The 14,977-nt window shown below is 70.0% G+C and carries 16 protein-coding genes; 9 read left to right on the plus strand and 7 right to left on the minus strand.

The genetic code is table 11. The features are described 5' to 3' along the window. Window positions 1–32: 32 nt before the first annotated feature. Both VXM69_RS07245 and VXM69_RS07250 read right to left on the minus strand, forming a co-directional pair. Window positions 33–1,658: an APC family permease gene (locus VXM69_RS07245; RefSeq protein ID WP_367188340.1), complete on the minus strand. Its 1,626-nt coding sequence runs from the start codon at window positions 1,656–1,658 to the stop codon at window positions 33–35. A gap of 231 nt (window positions 1,659–1,889) precedes the next feature. Next, window positions 1,890–2,810 carry a dihydrodipicolinate synthase family protein gene (locus tag VXM69_RS07250; protein ID WP_034191611.1) on the minus strand — a complete coding sequence of 307 codons (921 nt, stop codon included), beginning with the start codon at window positions 2,808–2,810 and terminating at the stop codon, window positions 1,890–1,892. A gap of 251 nt (window positions 2,811–3,061) precedes the next feature. Here VXM69_RS07250 and VXM69_RS07255 point away from each other — a divergent pair, with 251 nt between their 5' ends. From VXM69_RS07255 to VXM69_RS07285, 7 genes are all read left to right on the plus strand, one after another. Then, entirely contained in the window at window positions 3,062–3,994 is a 933-nt protein-coding gene (locus VXM69_RS07255; protein ID WP_367189229.1) for a 4-hydroxyproline epimerase, read from the plus strand. After that, entirely contained in the window at window positions 3,991–5,118 is a 1,128-nt protein-coding gene (locus tag VXM69_RS07260; protein WP_367188341.1) for an NAD(P)/FAD-dependent oxidoreductase, read from the plus strand. The genes VXM69_RS07255 and VXM69_RS07260 overlap by 4 nt, the downstream gene beginning before the upstream one ends. Beyond that, the gene (locus tag VXM69_RS07265) at window positions 5,115–5,348 is read left to right on the plus strand and encodes a 2Fe-2S iron-sulfur cluster-binding protein (protein ID WP_012338331.1); all 234 of its coding nucleotides are present in this window, start codon (window positions 5,115–5,117) and stop codon (window positions 5,346–5,348) included. Before VXM69_RS07260 ends, VXM69_RS07265 begins: the two co-directional genes overlap by 4 nt. Continuing rightward, the gene (locus VXM69_RS07270; RefSeq protein WP_367188342.1) at window positions 5,345–6,613 is read left to right on the plus strand and encodes an FAD-dependent oxidoreductase; all 1,269 of its coding nucleotides are present in this window, start codon (window positions 5,345–5,347) and stop codon (window positions 6,611–6,613) included. The genes VXM69_RS07265 and VXM69_RS07270 overlap by 4 nt, the downstream gene beginning before the upstream one ends. 253 nt (window positions 6,614–6,866) lie before the next feature. Further along, complete coding sequence (locus VXM69_RS07275; protein ID WP_034191608.1) at window positions 6,867–7,217, plus strand: helix-turn-helix transcriptional regulator; 351 nt, start codon at window positions 6,867–6,869, stop codon at window positions 7,215–7,217. Next, on the plus strand, window positions 7,207–7,641 hold the full coding sequence (locus VXM69_RS07280) for a YeeE/YedE family protein (protein ID WP_049030563.1): 435 nt from the start codon (window positions 7,207–7,209) through the stop codon (window positions 7,639–7,641). The genes VXM69_RS07275 and VXM69_RS07280 overlap by 11 nt, the downstream gene beginning before the upstream one ends. Window position 7,642: 1 nt before the next feature. Next, the gene (locus VXM69_RS07285; protein WP_034191606.1) at window positions 7,643–8,065 is read left to right on the plus strand and encodes a DUF6691 family protein; all 423 of its coding nucleotides are present in this window, start codon (window positions 7,643–7,645) and stop codon (window positions 8,063–8,065) included. Window positions 8,066–8,194: 129 nt separating this feature from the next. Here VXM69_RS07285 and VXM69_RS07290 read toward each other — a convergent pair whose 3' ends face one another. Then, a complete protein-coding gene (locus tag VXM69_RS07290; protein ID WP_069705283.1) occupies window positions 8,195–8,545 on the minus strand; it encodes a hypothetical protein in 351 nt (116 codons plus the stop codon). A gap of 203 nt (window positions 8,546–8,748) precedes the next feature. On the opposite strand from VXM69_RS07290, the gene VXM69_RS07295 reads away from it, so the two are divergent. Continuing rightward, window positions 8,749–10,233 carry a PLP-dependent aminotransferase family protein gene (locus VXM69_RS07295; RefSeq protein ID WP_034191699.1) on the plus strand — a complete coding sequence of 495 codons (1,485 nt, stop codon included), beginning with the start codon at window positions 8,749–8,751 and terminating at the stop codon, window positions 10,231–10,233. Window positions 10,234–10,314: 81 nt separating this feature from the next. Here the strand turns inward: VXM69_RS07295 and VXM69_RS07300 are convergent, their stop codons facing one another. The 3 genes from VXM69_RS07300 to VXM69_RS07310 form a co-directional block, all read right to left on the minus strand. After that, entirely contained in the window at window positions 10,315–10,590 is a 276-nt protein-coding gene (locus VXM69_RS07300; protein WP_034191604.1) for a hypothetical protein, read from the minus strand. Between the two features lie 97 nt (window positions 10,591–10,687). Further along, window positions 10,688–12,001: a cytochrome-c peroxidase gene (locus VXM69_RS07305; RefSeq protein ID WP_367189230.1), complete on the minus strand. Its 1,314-nt coding sequence runs from the start codon at window positions 11,999–12,001 to the stop codon at window positions 10,688–10,690. Window positions 12,002–12,069: 68 nt separating this feature from the next. Then, the gene (locus VXM69_RS07310; protein WP_034191602.1) at window positions 12,070–13,533 is read right to left on the minus strand and encodes a metallophosphoesterase; all 1,464 of its coding nucleotides are present in this window, start codon (window positions 13,531–13,533) and stop codon (window positions 12,070–12,072) included. Between the two features lie 160 nt (window positions 13,534–13,693). On the opposite strand from VXM69_RS07310, the gene VXM69_RS07315 reads away from it, so the two are divergent. Then, on the plus strand, window positions 13,694–14,542 hold the full coding sequence (locus tag VXM69_RS07315) for a class I SAM-dependent methyltransferase (protein WP_367188343.1): 849 nt from the start codon (window positions 13,694–13,696) through the stop codon (window positions 14,540–14,542). Between the two features lie 98 nt (window positions 14,543–14,640). On the opposite strand, the gene VXM69_RS07320 is transcribed toward VXM69_RS07315, so the two are convergent. Then, the gene (locus VXM69_RS07320; RefSeq protein ID WP_034191600.1) at window positions 14,641–14,952 is read right to left on the minus strand and encodes a hypothetical protein; all 312 of its coding nucleotides are present in this window, start codon (window positions 14,950–14,952) and stop codon (window positions 14,641–14,643) included. Between the last annotated feature and the right edge of the window lie 25 nt (window positions 14,953–14,977).

A 14,977-nucleotide genomic window follows, 5' to 3' on the forward strand; every position in this document is an offset into this window, starting at 1 on the left:
CCGCGGGGAGCATGGAAAAGGGCGCGGGCGCGTCAGTCCTCGTCGTCGTCGAGCCGCAGCTTGTCGGCACGCACGCCGGTGCGGGCGCCCCAGTAGTAGATGACGAGCGCGACGGCCGCGACGACGGCCGTGTCGTACGGATGCGCGAGACGGCCCGTGCCGCCGAAGCCGCCGAGATACGACAGCACGATCATCGCGGCATAGAACGCGATCAGCCACGCCGACGAGCGCACTTGCTCGGCGAGGCTCAGGTGCGCGGTCGGCACCCAGCGGCGGCACGCGAGATAGATGACGAACATCGCGATCTGCAGGCCCAGCAGCCAGGACACGGTGCTCCAGCCCGACCAGTAGACGATCAGCGCGGCGATCACGAACGAAGCGGGGCCGGTGAGGCCGAATGCGCTCGCACGGAACGGCCGCGGCAGGTCGGGCGCGGTGCGGCGCAGCGCGGCGACCGAGACCGGCGCGACCGCATAGCTCAGCACGAGCGCGGCCGATACGATGTTGATCAGCGCTTCCCACGACGGAAACGGCAGCGTCCAGAAGATCGCGAGGCCGAAGGTGAGCCACAGGCCTGCACGCGGGATGCCCGACGCTTCGTCGACGCGCGTGAACACCTTGAAGAACGTGCCCGTCTTCGCCCAGCCGTAGACGACACGCGGCGTCGCGTTCATGTAGATGTTGCCGCAGCCGCTCGGCGAGATCATCGCGTCGGCGACGACCATCACCGCGAGCCAGCCGACGCCGAGCGCGAGCGCGATGTCGCGGTACGGCAGCGAGAACGCCTTGCTTACGTCGTGCCAGCCGGCGGCGAGCATCGCCGTGGGGATGCTGCCGATGAACGCGAGCTGCAGCAGCACGTAGATCAGTGTCGACAGCAGGATCGACAGGATCAGCGCGATCGGGATCGTGCGCTGCGGATTGCGCACCTCGCTCGCGACCGACACGATCGGCGTGAGCCCGAGGTACGCGAAGATGATGCCGCCGGCGGACACGGCCATCTCGATGCCCGGCAGGCCGAACGGCGCGAAGCCTTGCACGGTCAGGTTCGCGGGCTTGAAGAACGTGAACAGCACGCCGATCACCGCGAGCGGCACGATGAACTTGAAGATGCTGATGATGTTGTTCGCCTTCGCGAACGTCTTCACGCTCGAATAGTTCAGGTAAAAGAAGAAGCAGAGCAGCGCGGCCTGCACGAGCCAGCCGAGCGTCGTCGGGTCGCTCGAGCCTTCGGCCGTCAGGCCCGGAAACCACGCGGCCGCGTACTGGCGCGCGGCGACGACTTCGATCGCGATCAGGCTCGAAAAGGCGATCAGCGTGATGAAGCCCATCAGGTAGCCGAGCAGCGGGCCGTGCGAGAACACCGGATAACGCACGACGCCGCCGGCGCGCGGCAGCGCGGCGCCGAGTTCGCAGTAGACGATGCCGAGCAGCAGCACCGCGAAGCCGCCGAGCAGCCACGAGAAGATGCCGGCCGGGCCTGCGATCGTCGACACGTGACTCGCGGCGAACAGCCACCCCGAACCGAAAATGGCGCCGAGACCGATGAACGTGAGATCGGTCAGCGACAGCTGTTTCTTGAATTTGCCGTGACCCGCGTCGGGGGCCGCGGAACGGGAAAGCGGGACGGACGGGTGAGCGTTGCCTTGGCCTGGCATGGGCTTGTCTCCTGGGGGAAGGGCGGTGCCGGCGCGAGCTGCGCGCGCTCCGACGGAGCAGCGCGCACGCCGGCCGGCCGGCGTCGCCCGGTTCGAACGACCGGGGCGGGCCGCGGGCCGTTCACGTGCGGCGCGGGCGGGCGCCGGCGCAAACGGGCCCGCGGGCCAATGCCGGACCGGAGGCGGCGGCGTGCGGCCTGGGAAGCCTGCGTGCCGCCGCGGGGGCGTCGATCAGAGACCGACGTCGGGCAGTGCCGGGCGCGTGTCGAGCGCCTTCGCGACGATCGCCTTCACTTCGGCGAGCGTGTCGCCCTGCAGCGCGAGGCGCGGCGGACGCGTGATCGCGCTGCCGCGGCCGACCAGTTCTTCGCACAGCTTGATGCACTGCACGAGGTCGGGGCGGGCATCGAGGTGCAGCAGCGGCATGAACCAGCGGTACAGCGCGAGCGCTTCGTCGAAACGCTTTTGCTTCGCGAGGCGGAACAGCGTCTCGCCTTCCTTCGGGAACGCGTTCGACATGCCCGACACCCAGCCTTCGGCGCCGACCGCGATGCTCTCGACCACGACGTCGTCGAGGCCCGCGAACAGCACGAAGCGATCGCCGACCGCGTTGCGCAGGTCGATGAAGCGGCGCGTATCGCCCGACGAATCCTTGAAGCAGACGATGTTCTCGCAATCCTGCAGCGCGATCAGCACGTCGGGCGTCACGTCGTTCTTGTAGATCGGCGGGTTGTTGTAGACCATCACCGGCAGGTCGGTGCTCGTCGCGACCGCGCGGAAGTGCGCGGCGGTTTCGTGCGGCTTCGCCGAGTACACGAGCGCGGGCATCACCATCACGCCGTCGACGCCGACGCGCTGCGCTTCGCGCACCGTGTTGCGCGCGAATTCGGTGGTGAATTCGGCGATGCCGGCGATCACCGGGATCTTGCCGCCGGCCGCGTCGCGCGCGGCCTCGATCACCTGGAGCTTCTCGCTCGTCGACAGCGACGTGTTTTCGCCGACCGTGCCGCAGACCACGAGGCCCGACACGCCGTCGTTCACCAGGTTCTTGACCACGCGGTGCGTGGCGTCGATGTCGAGGGAAAAGTCCGGCTTGAACTGGGTGCTGACGGCCGGGAAAACCCCGGTCCACTGAATGGCTTTGCGGCTCACTGAAATCTCCTACGTTCGTATCGGTCGGCCGACAGGGGTGTCGGTGTGGCAACCAGTATCGCCGCGCAAACGCCCATCACGCTTGAGTCGTATCGCGGAGCAAAATGACGAAATCGGCACAGCGGCCGGCAGGGGCGCGAGGGGCGCGCCGCACTATGCCGATTTCGTCGTCGTCCTCATCGAAAAGCCACAAGCGGACGGACGCGCGACGGAGGAAGCTATGCTCCTTTCCCCACTTCGGACGGCTCATGATGAAGCGCATCCAGATCATCGATTCGCACACGGGCGGCGAACCCACTCGGCTCGTCGTGTCCGGTTTCCCGTCGCTCGGCAGCGGCACGATGGCCGAGCGCCGCGACGTGCTCGCGCGCGAGCACGACCGTTACCGCACCGCGTGCATCCTCGAGCCGCGCGGCAGCGACGTGCTGGTCGGCGCGCTGCTGTGCGAACCCGTGTCGCCGGATGCGGCGGCCGGCGTGATCTTCTTCAACAATAGCGGCTATCTCGGGATGTGCGGGCACGGCACGATCGGCGTCGTGCGCACGCTGCATCACCTGGGCCGCATCGCACCCGGCGTGCACCGGATCGAGACGCCCGTCGGCACCGTCGAGGCGACGCTGCACGACGACCTGTCGGTCAGCGTGCGCAACGTGCCCGCGTATCGCCATGCGCAGGGCGTCGCGCTCGACGTGCCGGGATATGGCCCCGTGAAGGGCGACATCGCGTGGGGCGGCAACTGGTTCTTCCTGATCAGCGACCACGGGCAGCGCGTTGCCGGCGACAACGTCGCGGCGCTCACCGCGTACGCGTCGGCCGTGCGCGAAGGGCTCGAACGCGCGGGCATCACCGGCGCGAACGGCGGCGAGATCGACCACATCGAGCTGTTCGCCGACGATCCCGAGCACGACAGCCGCAGCTTCGTGCTGTGCCCGGGCCTCGCGTACGACCGTTCGCCGTGTGGCACCGGCACCAGCGCGAAGCTCGCGTGCCTCGCGGCCGACGGCAAGCTCGCGCCGGGCGTCGTGTGGCGGCAGGCGAGCGTGATCGGCAGCGTGTTCCACGCCAGCTACGAGCAGGCCGACGGCGGCATCGTGCCGACGATTCGCGGCAGCGCGCACCTGAGCGCCGAAGCGACGCTGCTGATCGAGGAAGACGATCCGTTCGGCTGGGGCATCGGGTCGTGAGCGACACGAAGACCGACGTCGTCGTGATCGGCGCCGGCATCGTCGGCGCGGCGTGCGTGCACGAACTCGCGCAGCGCGGGCTGCGCGTGCTGGTCGTCGACGATGCGAGCGGCGGCGCGACCGGCGCGGGCATGGGCCACCTCGTCGCGATGGACGACAACGCGGCCGAGCTTGCGCTGAGCCATTACTCGATCGAACTGTGGCGGGCGTTGAGCGGCGAGATGCCCGAAGGCTGCGCGTACCGTGATTGCGGCACGCTGTGGCTCGCGGCCGATGCGCACGAGATGGATCTGGCACGCGCGAAGCAGGCGACGCTTGCCGCGCACGGCGTGGCCGGCGAGCTGATCGACGCGGCGACGCTCGCGCGACTGGAGCCGATGCTGCGCACGGGGCTCGGCGGTGCGCTGAAGGTTCCGGGCGACGCGATTCTCTACGCGCCGGTGACCGCGACCTGGCTGTTGCAGCGCGCACCGCGCATCACGTTGCGCCGCGACCGGGCCGTCGCCGTCGACGGGCCGAGCGTGACGCTCGCGAGCGGCGACACGCTGCGCGCGGAGCGTGTAGTGGTCGCGAACGGCGTTGCGGCGCGCACGCTGCTGCCCGAGTTGCCGCTGCGCCCGAAAAAGGGCCATCTGCTGATTACCGATCGCTATCCGGGCCACGTGTCGCACCAGCTCGTCGAGCTCGGTTATGCGGCAAGCGCGCATGCGAGCGACGGCACGTCGGTCGCGTTCAACGTGCAGCCGCGGCCGACCGGCCAGTTGCTGATCGGCTCGTCGCGCCAGTTCGACACCGAGGATGCGCGTGTCGAGCCGCCCGTGCTGGCGCGGATGCTGCGCCGCGCGGTGGGTTACCTGCCCGGTCTGGCCGACCTGAACGGCATCCGATCGTGGACGGGCTTCCGTTCCGCGAGCCCCGACGGCCTGCCGTTGCTCGGCGAGCACCCGGCGCGCCCGGGCGTGTGGCTCGCGGTCGGGCACGAAGGGCTCGGCGTGACGACCGCGCCGGGCAGCGCGCGGCTCGTCGCCGCGCTGATGGCCGGCGAGCGGCCGCCGATCGATGTCGAACCGTATTTGCCGGGACGTTTCCTGACGACGTCCCCCGTAGCCGGAGCGCTTTCATGATCATTCACCTGGACGGCCGCGCGCTGACGGTGGCCGACGGCGCGACCGTCGCGGCCGCCGTCGCGGCGAGCGGCGACGACACGACCCGCGTGTCGTGCACGGGCGCGGCGCGTGCGCCGTTTTGCGGGATGGGCATCTGCCAGGAATGCCGGATGACGATCGACGGCCGGCGCCGGCTGGCTTGCCAGACGCTGTGCCGCGACGGGATGCAGGTGGAGCGTACGCGATGAAACAGGAACGACTGAGCGTCGACGTCGCGATCGTCGGCGCGGGCCCGGCCGGGTTGTCGGCCGCACGGGCCGCCGCGCAAGGCGGCGCGACGGTCGCGATCGTCGACGACAATCCGCGCGCGGGCGGGCAGATCTGGCGGCAAGGGGCGGCGGCCGCGCCGGTGCCGGCCGCCGCCGAACGGCTCGCCGTGCTGCGGCAACCGAACGTCACGCATCTCGCGGCGACGCGCATCGTCGCCGAAACGCAGCCGGGCACGCTGCTGCTCGAGGACGACGAACGCGGGCTGCTGCTCGATTTCCGGACGCTGATTCTTTGCTGCGGCGCGCGTGAGCTGCTGCTGCCGTTTCCGGGCTGGACGCTGCCGGGCGTCACCGGTGCGGGCGGTTTGCAGGCGCTGATCAAGTACGGCCTCGACGTGCGCGGGCAGCGCACGGTCGTCGCAGGCAGCGGGCCGCTGCTGCTGGCGAGCGCGGCGACGGCCCGCCAGGCCGGCGCGCGCGTGTCGCACGTGCTCGAACAGGCCGCATGGGGCGACGTGGCCGGTTTCGGCGCGGGATTGTGGCGCTGGCCGTCGAAGCTCGCGCAGGCCGCGAAGCTCGTCACGGCCGTGTACCGGCCCGATGCGCACGTCGTCGAGGCGTTCGGCGACACGCGGCTCGAACGTGTACGGATCCGTCAGGGCGATCGCGCGTTCGACGTCGACTGCGACCGGCTCGCGTGCGGTTTCGGCCTCGTGCCGAATACGGTGCTGCCGAGCCATCTCGGCTGCCGGATCGAGAACGGCGCGGTGGCGGTCGATGCGCACCAGCGGACGAGCCGCGACGGCTGCTTCGCCGCCGGCGAGTGCACGGGCGTCGGCGGCAGCGAACTCGCGATGGTCGAAGGCGAGATCGCCGGGCTGGCGGCGACCGGGCAGACGGCGCAACTGGCCGCGCGCATCGCACGGCGCGCGCACTGGCAGGCTTTTGCGGATGCCGTGCGCGAGCGCTTTGCGATCCGCGAGCCGGTTCGCCGGCTCGCGCGGCCGGAGACGCTGCTGTGCCGCTGCGAGGATGTGTGTTTCGGCGCCGTCGCGCAGGCGCCCGGCTGGACGGCTGCGAAGCTGCAGTCGCGTTGCGGGATGGGGGCGTGCCAGGGCCGCGTATGCGGCGCGGCCGCGCAAGCGCTGTTCGGCTGGACGCCGCCGGTGCCGCGCACGCCGCTCGTGCCCGCGCGGGTCGGCACGCTGATGCTCGACGGCACGGCATCCTGCGACGGCGCGTGACGCTGCGCGTCGGGGTGGCCCGGTTCGCGCCGGGCCGCCCCGATTACTCGACCTTCACTTTCTCCCATCCGCCGACTTGCGGCGCCGCACGGGCGCGCAGGCACTCGATCGTGGTTCCGTGCTTTCTGATCGTTGCGATCGACGGGTTCGATACCGGTAAAGGTGTACGGCGAGGGTGTTAGCAGGCACGCGGTAGGTGTCAATAATATATAGATTGATATAATATTGATTCTTTAATTGATGTCCTGCCTCGATGAACGACGCGCTTCCCGCCGGGCTGCCCGAGCCCGATCAGATGCGCGCCGCCGCGGAATCGGCGTGCGCGCTCCTCAAGGTGCTGTCGAATCCCGACCGGCTGCTGCTGCTGTGCGAACTGTCGCAGGGCGAGCGCTGCGTCGGCGATCTCGAAACGCGGCTGGACATCCGCCAGCCGACGCTGTCCCAGCAACTCGGCGTGTTGCGGGACAACGCGCTGGTCCGGACGCGCCGTGACGGCAAGAACATTCACTATTCGCTCGACAGCGCGGCCGCGATCGCGGTGATGGGCGTGCTGTACGAGCAGTTCTGCGGTGCGGCCGCGAAGGAGAAGCGCGATGCAGCTTGATGCGCTTCATTTCACGCCATGGCTGTCGCTGGCCGGCGGCGCGCTGATCGGGCTCGCGGCCGCGTGGCTCGTCGCGTTCAACGGCCGGATCGCCGGCATCAGCGGCATCGTCGGCGGCCTGTTGACGGCGGGTTCGGGGGAGCGCGGCTGGCGTATCGCGTTCGTCGGCGGATTGATCGTCGCGCCGGTCGTGATGCACGTCGTCGGCGCCGGGCTGACGCCGCAGGTCGACGCCGGCTGGCCCGAACTGCTGGCGGCCGGCCTGCTGGTCGGAATCGGCACGCGGTACGCGGGCGGCTGCACGAGCGGCCACGGTGTGTGCGGGATGTCGCGCGGCGCGCTGCGGTCGGTGGTCGCGACGGCGACCTTCATGGCCGCGGGTTTCGCGACCGTCTTCGTGCGGCTGCACGTGCTGGGAGGCTGACATGCAGGCAGCATTCGCGTTTCTGGCCGGCCTGCTGTTCGGCGTCGGCCTCATCGTGTCGGGCATGGCCAATCCGCAGAAGGTGCTCGGTTTTCTCGACCTGGCGGGCCGCTGGGATCCGTCGCTCGCGTTCGTGATGGCCGGCGCGACGGGCGTGGCCGTGTTCGCGTTCGCGTGGGCGAAGCGCCGGACACGGTCGTGGCTCGGCCTGCCGATCCGGTTGCCGGCGCTGCGCGCGATCACCGTGCGCCTGGTCGCAGGCAGTGCGGTGTTCGGTATCGGCTGGGGGATGGCGGGGTTCTGTCCGGGGCCCGCGATCGTGTCGATCGGCTTCGGGTCGGTCAAGGGGATCGCGTTCGTCGTCGCGATGCTGGCCGGGATGGCGATGTTCGAATGGGTCGAGCGCCGCCGGAACGGCCATTGATGTGGCCGCCGCCGCATGCCGGGCAGGTTGCGGCGGTCGCAAGGCGGCATGGAGCCGAACGCGTCCTTCGGTCGGCTGCGATGATGGGGGATCTGCCAACCGCGTATCGAGGCGGGGCAGGTTCCGATATCAGGAATGCTCGCGCACGTGACGGCCACCACGCACTCGCCCGGACAGCCGGCGCAGGAGCCCGCGCCACGCCGCGCGCAAACCTCGCGGGCTCGAGGGCGCCACGACCGTCGTACTGACCGAGCCGGCCCCGCCGGCCGACAACGCCACGTGGCCGGCCGTGTCGAACGTCAGACACTCGCCTTCGTCGAGCACGCGACGGATGTATTGCGGCGCGTCGGGCAGCCACTCGAGCCCGTCGTGACGCAACGTGACCGCGAGCGCGCCGTCCAGCACGATCACCTGGCTGCCCTTGTCGAACCACGCAAAGTGGCTTTGTCCTGCGTCGAGTCGGATGTGTTGCGTCCGCATGGCGATTCCTTTTTCCCGGTTGCGCGGCCTCGCGATGGCGAAGCGATTGCGTGCAGTCAGGTTAGGGAAACGGGCGCAGGCGCGACAGATTCAGGGGACGGGAATCTGTTGCGGTGCAAGCGTCGATTTCGTACGGCTGTATCGGCGGTTTTTTCGCGGATCTGTATCTGGCGCGCGCTGGGCCGCGCGGGCACGATCGTTTGATGACGCCTTTCACCGACACCTCCCGTACGCCATTACCGCTGGGCGGCGAGCCGCTTTACGAACGGCTCGCCGAGCATTACCGGCGCATCATCGCGGCCGGCACGCTGTCGCCCGGCGACCGGATGCCGTCGGTGCGTGCGTTCATGGCGCAGCACGGCGTGAGCCTGTCGACCGCCACGCAGACGTATCGGCGGCTCGAGGATACGGGCTGGTGCGAGGCGAGGCCGCGGTCGGGCTACTTTGTGCGGCGCCGCGCGGCGGCCACGCTCGCCATGCTGCCGGAAAGCGACGGGCCGCCGTTGCGCGTCGAGCCGCCGTTCGCGGGCCTGCACGAACGCGTGTCGCGCGTGATCGATCGCGCGAACACGGTGCCCGACGCGTTGAATTTCGGCGGCGCATCTGCGCTCGCCACGTTGTATCCGGCCGAGCGCCTGCAGGCTCTGGCCATCCGGCTGCTGCGGCGCAAACCCACGTTGCTTACCGACGCGGGGCCTGTCGGCGGTTCGCCCGAATTCCGGCAGACGATGGCCAAACGCGCGCTGTCGTATGGCGTGACGGTGACGCCGGACGACGTGATGTCGACGAGCGGTGGCGTCGATGCCGTGAATCTCGCGTTGCGCGCGGTGGCGCGCCCTGGCGACACGATCGCGATCGAATCGCCGGCCTTTTTCGGTCTGATCCAGCTGCTCGAAAGCCTTGGCCTGCGTGCGCTGGAAATCCCGGCGAGCCCGACGACCGGGTTATCGATCGAGGCGCTCGAAGTGGCGCTGACCGTGTATCCGGATATTCGGGCCGTGGTCGTCGTGCCGAACCTGCAGAACCCGCTCGGTTGCGTGATGCCCGACGACCGCAAGGCCGCGCTCGTCGCGCTGTGCTCGCGCCAAGGCGTGGCCGTGATCGAGGACGAGCCGTATCGCGAGCTCGTCGAAGCGCCCTGGCCGGTCAAGCCGGTCAAGGCATGGGACCGCGACGGCACGGTGATCTACTGCCCGTCGCTCAACAAGGTGCTGGCTCCCGGGATGCGGCTCGGCTGGATGAGTGCGGGACGCTGGCATGCGCGCGTGAGGATGCTGAAGTTCGCGCATAGTCGGCACAACGCCGCGCTGTTGCAGGCCGTGGCGGCCGAATTCGTCGGCTCGGGTGCGTTCGACCGCCATCTGCATCGCTTTCGTGAGCAACTGCGTGTGCAGCGCGACGTGACGATCGATGCGATCGCACGACATTTCCCGGCCGGCACACGGATGAACCAGCCGCTGGGCGGGATGCTGCTGTGGATCGCCTTGCCGGACGGCGTGCGCTCCGAGGCGCTGTTCGATGCCGCGCTGGCGCGCGGGATCAGGATCGCGCCCGGGTCGATCTTCTCGAATTCCGACCGCTTCGACGGCTATATCCGGCTGGCCTGCACGCGCGTGTTCGATGCGGCGCACGAAGCGGCGTTCGAAACGCTCGGCCGCCTCGTCCGGGAAGCCACGGCGGCAGCATAGGCGCGGCGGCAACCGGCCGGACTGGCGAATACGCGAGCCCTCCGGCTTGCCGAGACGCCGCAGTGGCAAGCCGCCGCCATTTCATCGGCTGGCCGAATGTGTGGCGAGGTGCTGGCGGATCAGCGACAGGTAGCGATCGCCGACCGAGAAATCGCGTGCGGCGCGCGGCCGGTCGGCCTGACGCAGCGTGGCCGGCGCGCTCATGCCCAGATACCGGCACACGGCGGACGGAAAGGGCTTGCGCGTATGCCCGAGCTGGCGAGCCGCGCGCTCGACGCGGGCATCGCCGACCTGGGCGCGAAGCCATGCCAGCACTTGGCGATCGGCTTCGTTGACGATACGGACCAGATGTTCCATCTCGCACCTCACTGTTCATAAATACAGTACTGTAAATATAACCAGTGTTTGCGGTGACCGCAAGCGGGTGCGCGTGCGATTGGCCGTCCGGCCAGGGTCAACGCGCTGGCGCGGCGGTACGCGTCATCCGGGCAGCGGGCGCCTGGGCGGCCGCGACCGCCGTGTAGCGCGCGTCGGTCAGCGCGCCGAGGAACGCGACGATGTCGTCGATTTCCGCATCGGTCAGCGCGGGCGGCGTGCCGGGCCGGCGGTTCATCGGCGTCGAGTTGACGTTGATGTTGCCGCGATAGGCGGCCGGCACGTCGTCGAACGTGTTGGCGCCGTGATACCAGAAGCCGGGATCGGTCGAGCGCGTGTTGTAGAACGCGACCGCGTCGCGCAGTGTCGTGAACACGCCGTTGTGCATGAACGTCTGCTTGACCGCGACGTTGCGCAGCCCCGGCGTGCGCAGGTAGCCGCACCACTGCGTCGGCTCGGGCCAGCGCAGCCGACGGGCGGTGTCACACAGCCCGTTGTCGAAATGACGCGGGTCGCGGTTCGCCGGCAGCGCGCGGTTACGCGGCACCGCGATTGCGTCGTAGCCGAAATCGGTGAACAGCGAGCGTTCCGGGCGGCTCGACGTATCCGACAGCGTATGGCAGGTCATGCAGTTGCCCTTGTCCGGATTCCGGAACAGCGCGAGGCCGCGCATCTCGGCTGGCGCCAGCGGCGTGCGCGTGCGCAGGAACGCGTCGAAGCGCGACGTGAACGGCGCCATCTCGTCGCTCTGCAGATAGGCCTCGACGGCCGAACCCAGCGCGCGCACCAGTTGCCCGGGATCGCGCCGCACCGGCGCGCCGAAGCGCGCGGCGAGATCGGCCGCGAGTTCCGTCGCGTTGACCTTGCGCAGCAGCGCGGCCGGCGACCGGTTGTTCATCTCGTTCGGATCGAACAGCGGCCCGCGAATCTGCTCGGCGAGCGTATCCGCGCGGCCGTCACCGAACAGGCCGCCGAACGGCGACGGCGCGGGCGCATCGTCGTCCTGGTAGAAGTGGCGGCGCGGCACGTAGCGCACGTAGAGCAGGGACGGCGCGTTGCGCTGGCTGAAGCGCCCGGGCCGGCTGCCTTCCGGCACGCCGGGCCCGGCGAGCGACGCGGCCGACAGCGTCGGCGCGAATGCGCGGCCCGGATCGTGGCAGCCCGCGCACGACAGGCCGCGCGGCTCGGACAGCCGCGGGTCGACGAAGATCCGCCGGCCGAGCGCGACGAGCATTGGGTCGGGCGCGAAGCGCGCGGCGGCCGCATCGATCTTGCCGGTCACCTGCGGCGTGCCGGTGCCGATCGTGTCGACGACGCGCGACGGCGGCGCACCCGGGAGCAGTACCGTTTCGGCCGGCGCGGCATGGGCCGCGAGCGTCAGGCCGGCGAGCACGGCGACGGAAAGCGTGCGCAGCGCCTGCCGGCCGCGCACCACGCGGCCGTTACGTCGGACGGCTTCACTCACGGCGCAATGAACCCCGTCTTGTCGCAGGCGAGCGTCGTGCCGGACTGGTCGCACGACGCGAGCAGCTTGCCCGCCGCCGAATACGCATGGAACACCCAGCCCGTCGCGGGCGCCGCGCGGCGCTCCATGATCAGGAAGCCGAAGCTGTTGTTGTGCGACAGCCGCTCGATCACGGCGCCCGGTGCGGGCGTCAGGCCGGCCGGGAACGGATCGGGCAGCGCGACGTCGAGGTTGTCGCCGCCGTTGCCGGACACGATCGTCGCCGGGTGTCCGGACGAGAAGTTGATCGCCTGGAAGTCGTGCACGTGGCCGTGCAGCGCGACATGCACGCCCGGCGGATAGTACGCCTGCGCGTTGAGGCTCGACATGACCGACTGCAGGGCGAGGTTGCCCGGCGCGGGCGTGCTGCCGGCGATCGGCGCGAACGCGAGGATCGGATGATGGTTCGTGAAGATCGTCGTCGTCATGCCGGCCTTCGACGCGAGCGATGCGACCGTCTGGAACTGCTTCTGGTAAATGCCGAATTGCGCGTCGGTCGTCTTGAGCGGCGTGCGGCCGACCTTCGCGGTATCGAACACGATCACCTGCGAGCCGCCGCCGAGCGATACCGCGTAGGGTTCCGAATAGTTCGCGTTGTTGTCGTTGGCCGGATCGTCGCACGAGCGGGCCGCCGCATACGGACGCGGATCGAGGAAGCGGAACCAGCCCTGGCCCGCGCGCGCGCATTCCTCGTGGTTGCCCCGCACGACGACCCACGGCGCCTTCGCGAGCAGCGGCGCGGCCGGGCGGAACAGGTCGGCCTGCCACGTATCCCAGCCGTAGCCCCACGGGCTGTCCTTGCAGCCGGCGATGTCCGGCGGGCACGCGTTCTCGCGATAGTGGTAGTCGCCGATGTGCAGGACGAGATCGGGCGACAGCTTCGCGACGCTGGCCGCGATCGTGTTCAGCGGCCAGACCGTCGCGTCGTTGCACGCCTGCCATGCGTTGTCGGCCTTTTTCATCCGGCAGCCGGTGTCCGCGATGATCGCGATGCGCTGCGGCTGCGCTTTCGGCAGCGGCAGCGTGCGGCCTGCGACGCTCGCCGCCTGCGCGCCGGCCGGCAGCGTCGTTTCGCAGACGGAGACCGGGAAGCTCGACGGCTTCGAATCGGCCGGATCGCTGGCGGTCGGCCGCTGGGCCGGCGTTGCGGCGCCCGCGCGCAGCGCCATGCGCGACAGCTTGCCGTCGACGGTCAGTTGCGGGCACAGGGGCTCGCTGGCCGACGCGGGCGTGTAGTTCGTGATGACGCGCGCGATCGCCTGGTTCGCCTCGCCGATCTCGACCCAGGCGGCCTGGACGTTGGCCGAGGCGCTGGCCGGATCGTCCGGCGTATCGATGTGATTCGAGCACGCGGCAAGCGCGGCGAGGGCAACAACGGGAGCGCAGCGCACGAGCAGGGTGCGCGTGAGGAATCGTCGCATGAGAGGCACCGTAGGAAAGCCGTCAACGATACGCAGCGCGAATGTAAGAAATGTGAAAAGCAGGATGCGGCGGCGCGCGCATACCGGCGGGCCTTGACCTCAAGCCGGCTTGAAGCAGCACAGTCCGGTTCATCATTCACGAACCAGAAGGGAGTCGACGATGGAAACCAGCCGGCCCAACGAAGCGCAGTCCGCCCTGTGGAACGGCCCGTCGGGGCGCGCGTGGGTCGACGTGCAGGAAACGATCGACCGGATGTTCGCGCCGCTCGAGACGTTGCTTGCGGATGCGGAGGCCGTGTCATCCGGCAGCAATGTGCTCGACGTCGGCTGCGGCACCGGCGCCGTCACGCTCGCGATCGCGCGGCGGCTCGGCGCGAATGCGCACTGCACGGGCATCGATATCTCGGCGCGGATGATCGACGCCGCGCGGGCGCGTGCCGAACGCAGCGGCGTGCATGCGCGATTCGTGCGCGCGGACGTGCAGACGCATGCATTCGAGCCCGCGAGCGTCGACCTGATCGTGTCGCGCCTCGGCGTGATGTTCTTCGACGACCCGGTCCGGGCGTTCGCGAACCTGCGGCAGGCGGCGCGGCCGGACGCGCGGATGCGGGTCGTCGCGTGGCGCGGTGCGGCCGACAACCCGTTCATGACGACGGCCGAGCGGGCCGCCGCGCCGCTGCTGCCGAACTTGCCCGCACGGCAGCCCGGCGCGCCGGGCCAGTTCGCGTTCGGCGACCGGCAGCGGATCGTGTCGGTGCTGGCGGACAGCGGCTGGGCCGACGTGGAGATCGAGCCGGTCGACAGAGTATGCGTGCTGCCCGCGGCCGCGCTGGACGAGTACATCGCCCGGCTGGGTCCGGTCGGCCTTGCCCTGCTGGAGGCGGACGAAGCTACCCGGCGCCGCGTGGTCGACACGGTGCGTGCCGCGTTCGAGCATTACGTGCGCGGCGCCGAGGTGCGCTTCGATGCGGCGTGCTGGCTCGTGACGGCGCGCGCGCCGTCCGCGTAGCGTGATGGCGATAAAACGGAGCAACGCGCATCGGTGCCGGCATGGCCCGCTTGCGCGGCGCCGTTCACGCCTGAGGAAACCGCGCTGCGCGGTGCGTGTCAGGGTTTCCTCGCGCGCAGCATCAGCCACGCGCAACCGCCGGCCACCAGCGCGAGGCCGAGCAGGACCGCCTCGACGCCAAGCGCGAAACCGGGCGGCATTTCACCGGTGTCGGGCACGGGCGACAGGTTGCCGCCCATTGCGACGGCGCCGCCCGTCAGCAGTGCCATGCAGACGATCCAGTAGATCTTGCCGCGTGCTGCGGCCGCGCGGATTCGCCACAGCGCGATGCAGGCGCCGCCGAGATACAGCAGCGCGAGCGTGCCGAGCGCGACGAGGTCGGCGGAGCGGCTTTGCAGGAGCGCATTCATCGCGACGCTCCGTCGGGCGTGGCCG

It is taken from the genome of Burkholderia sp. Ed8 (assembly GCF_040761425.1).
Lineage (GTDB): Bacteria > Pseudomonadota > Gammaproteobacteria > Burkholderiales > Burkholderiaceae > Burkholderia > Burkholderia seminalis.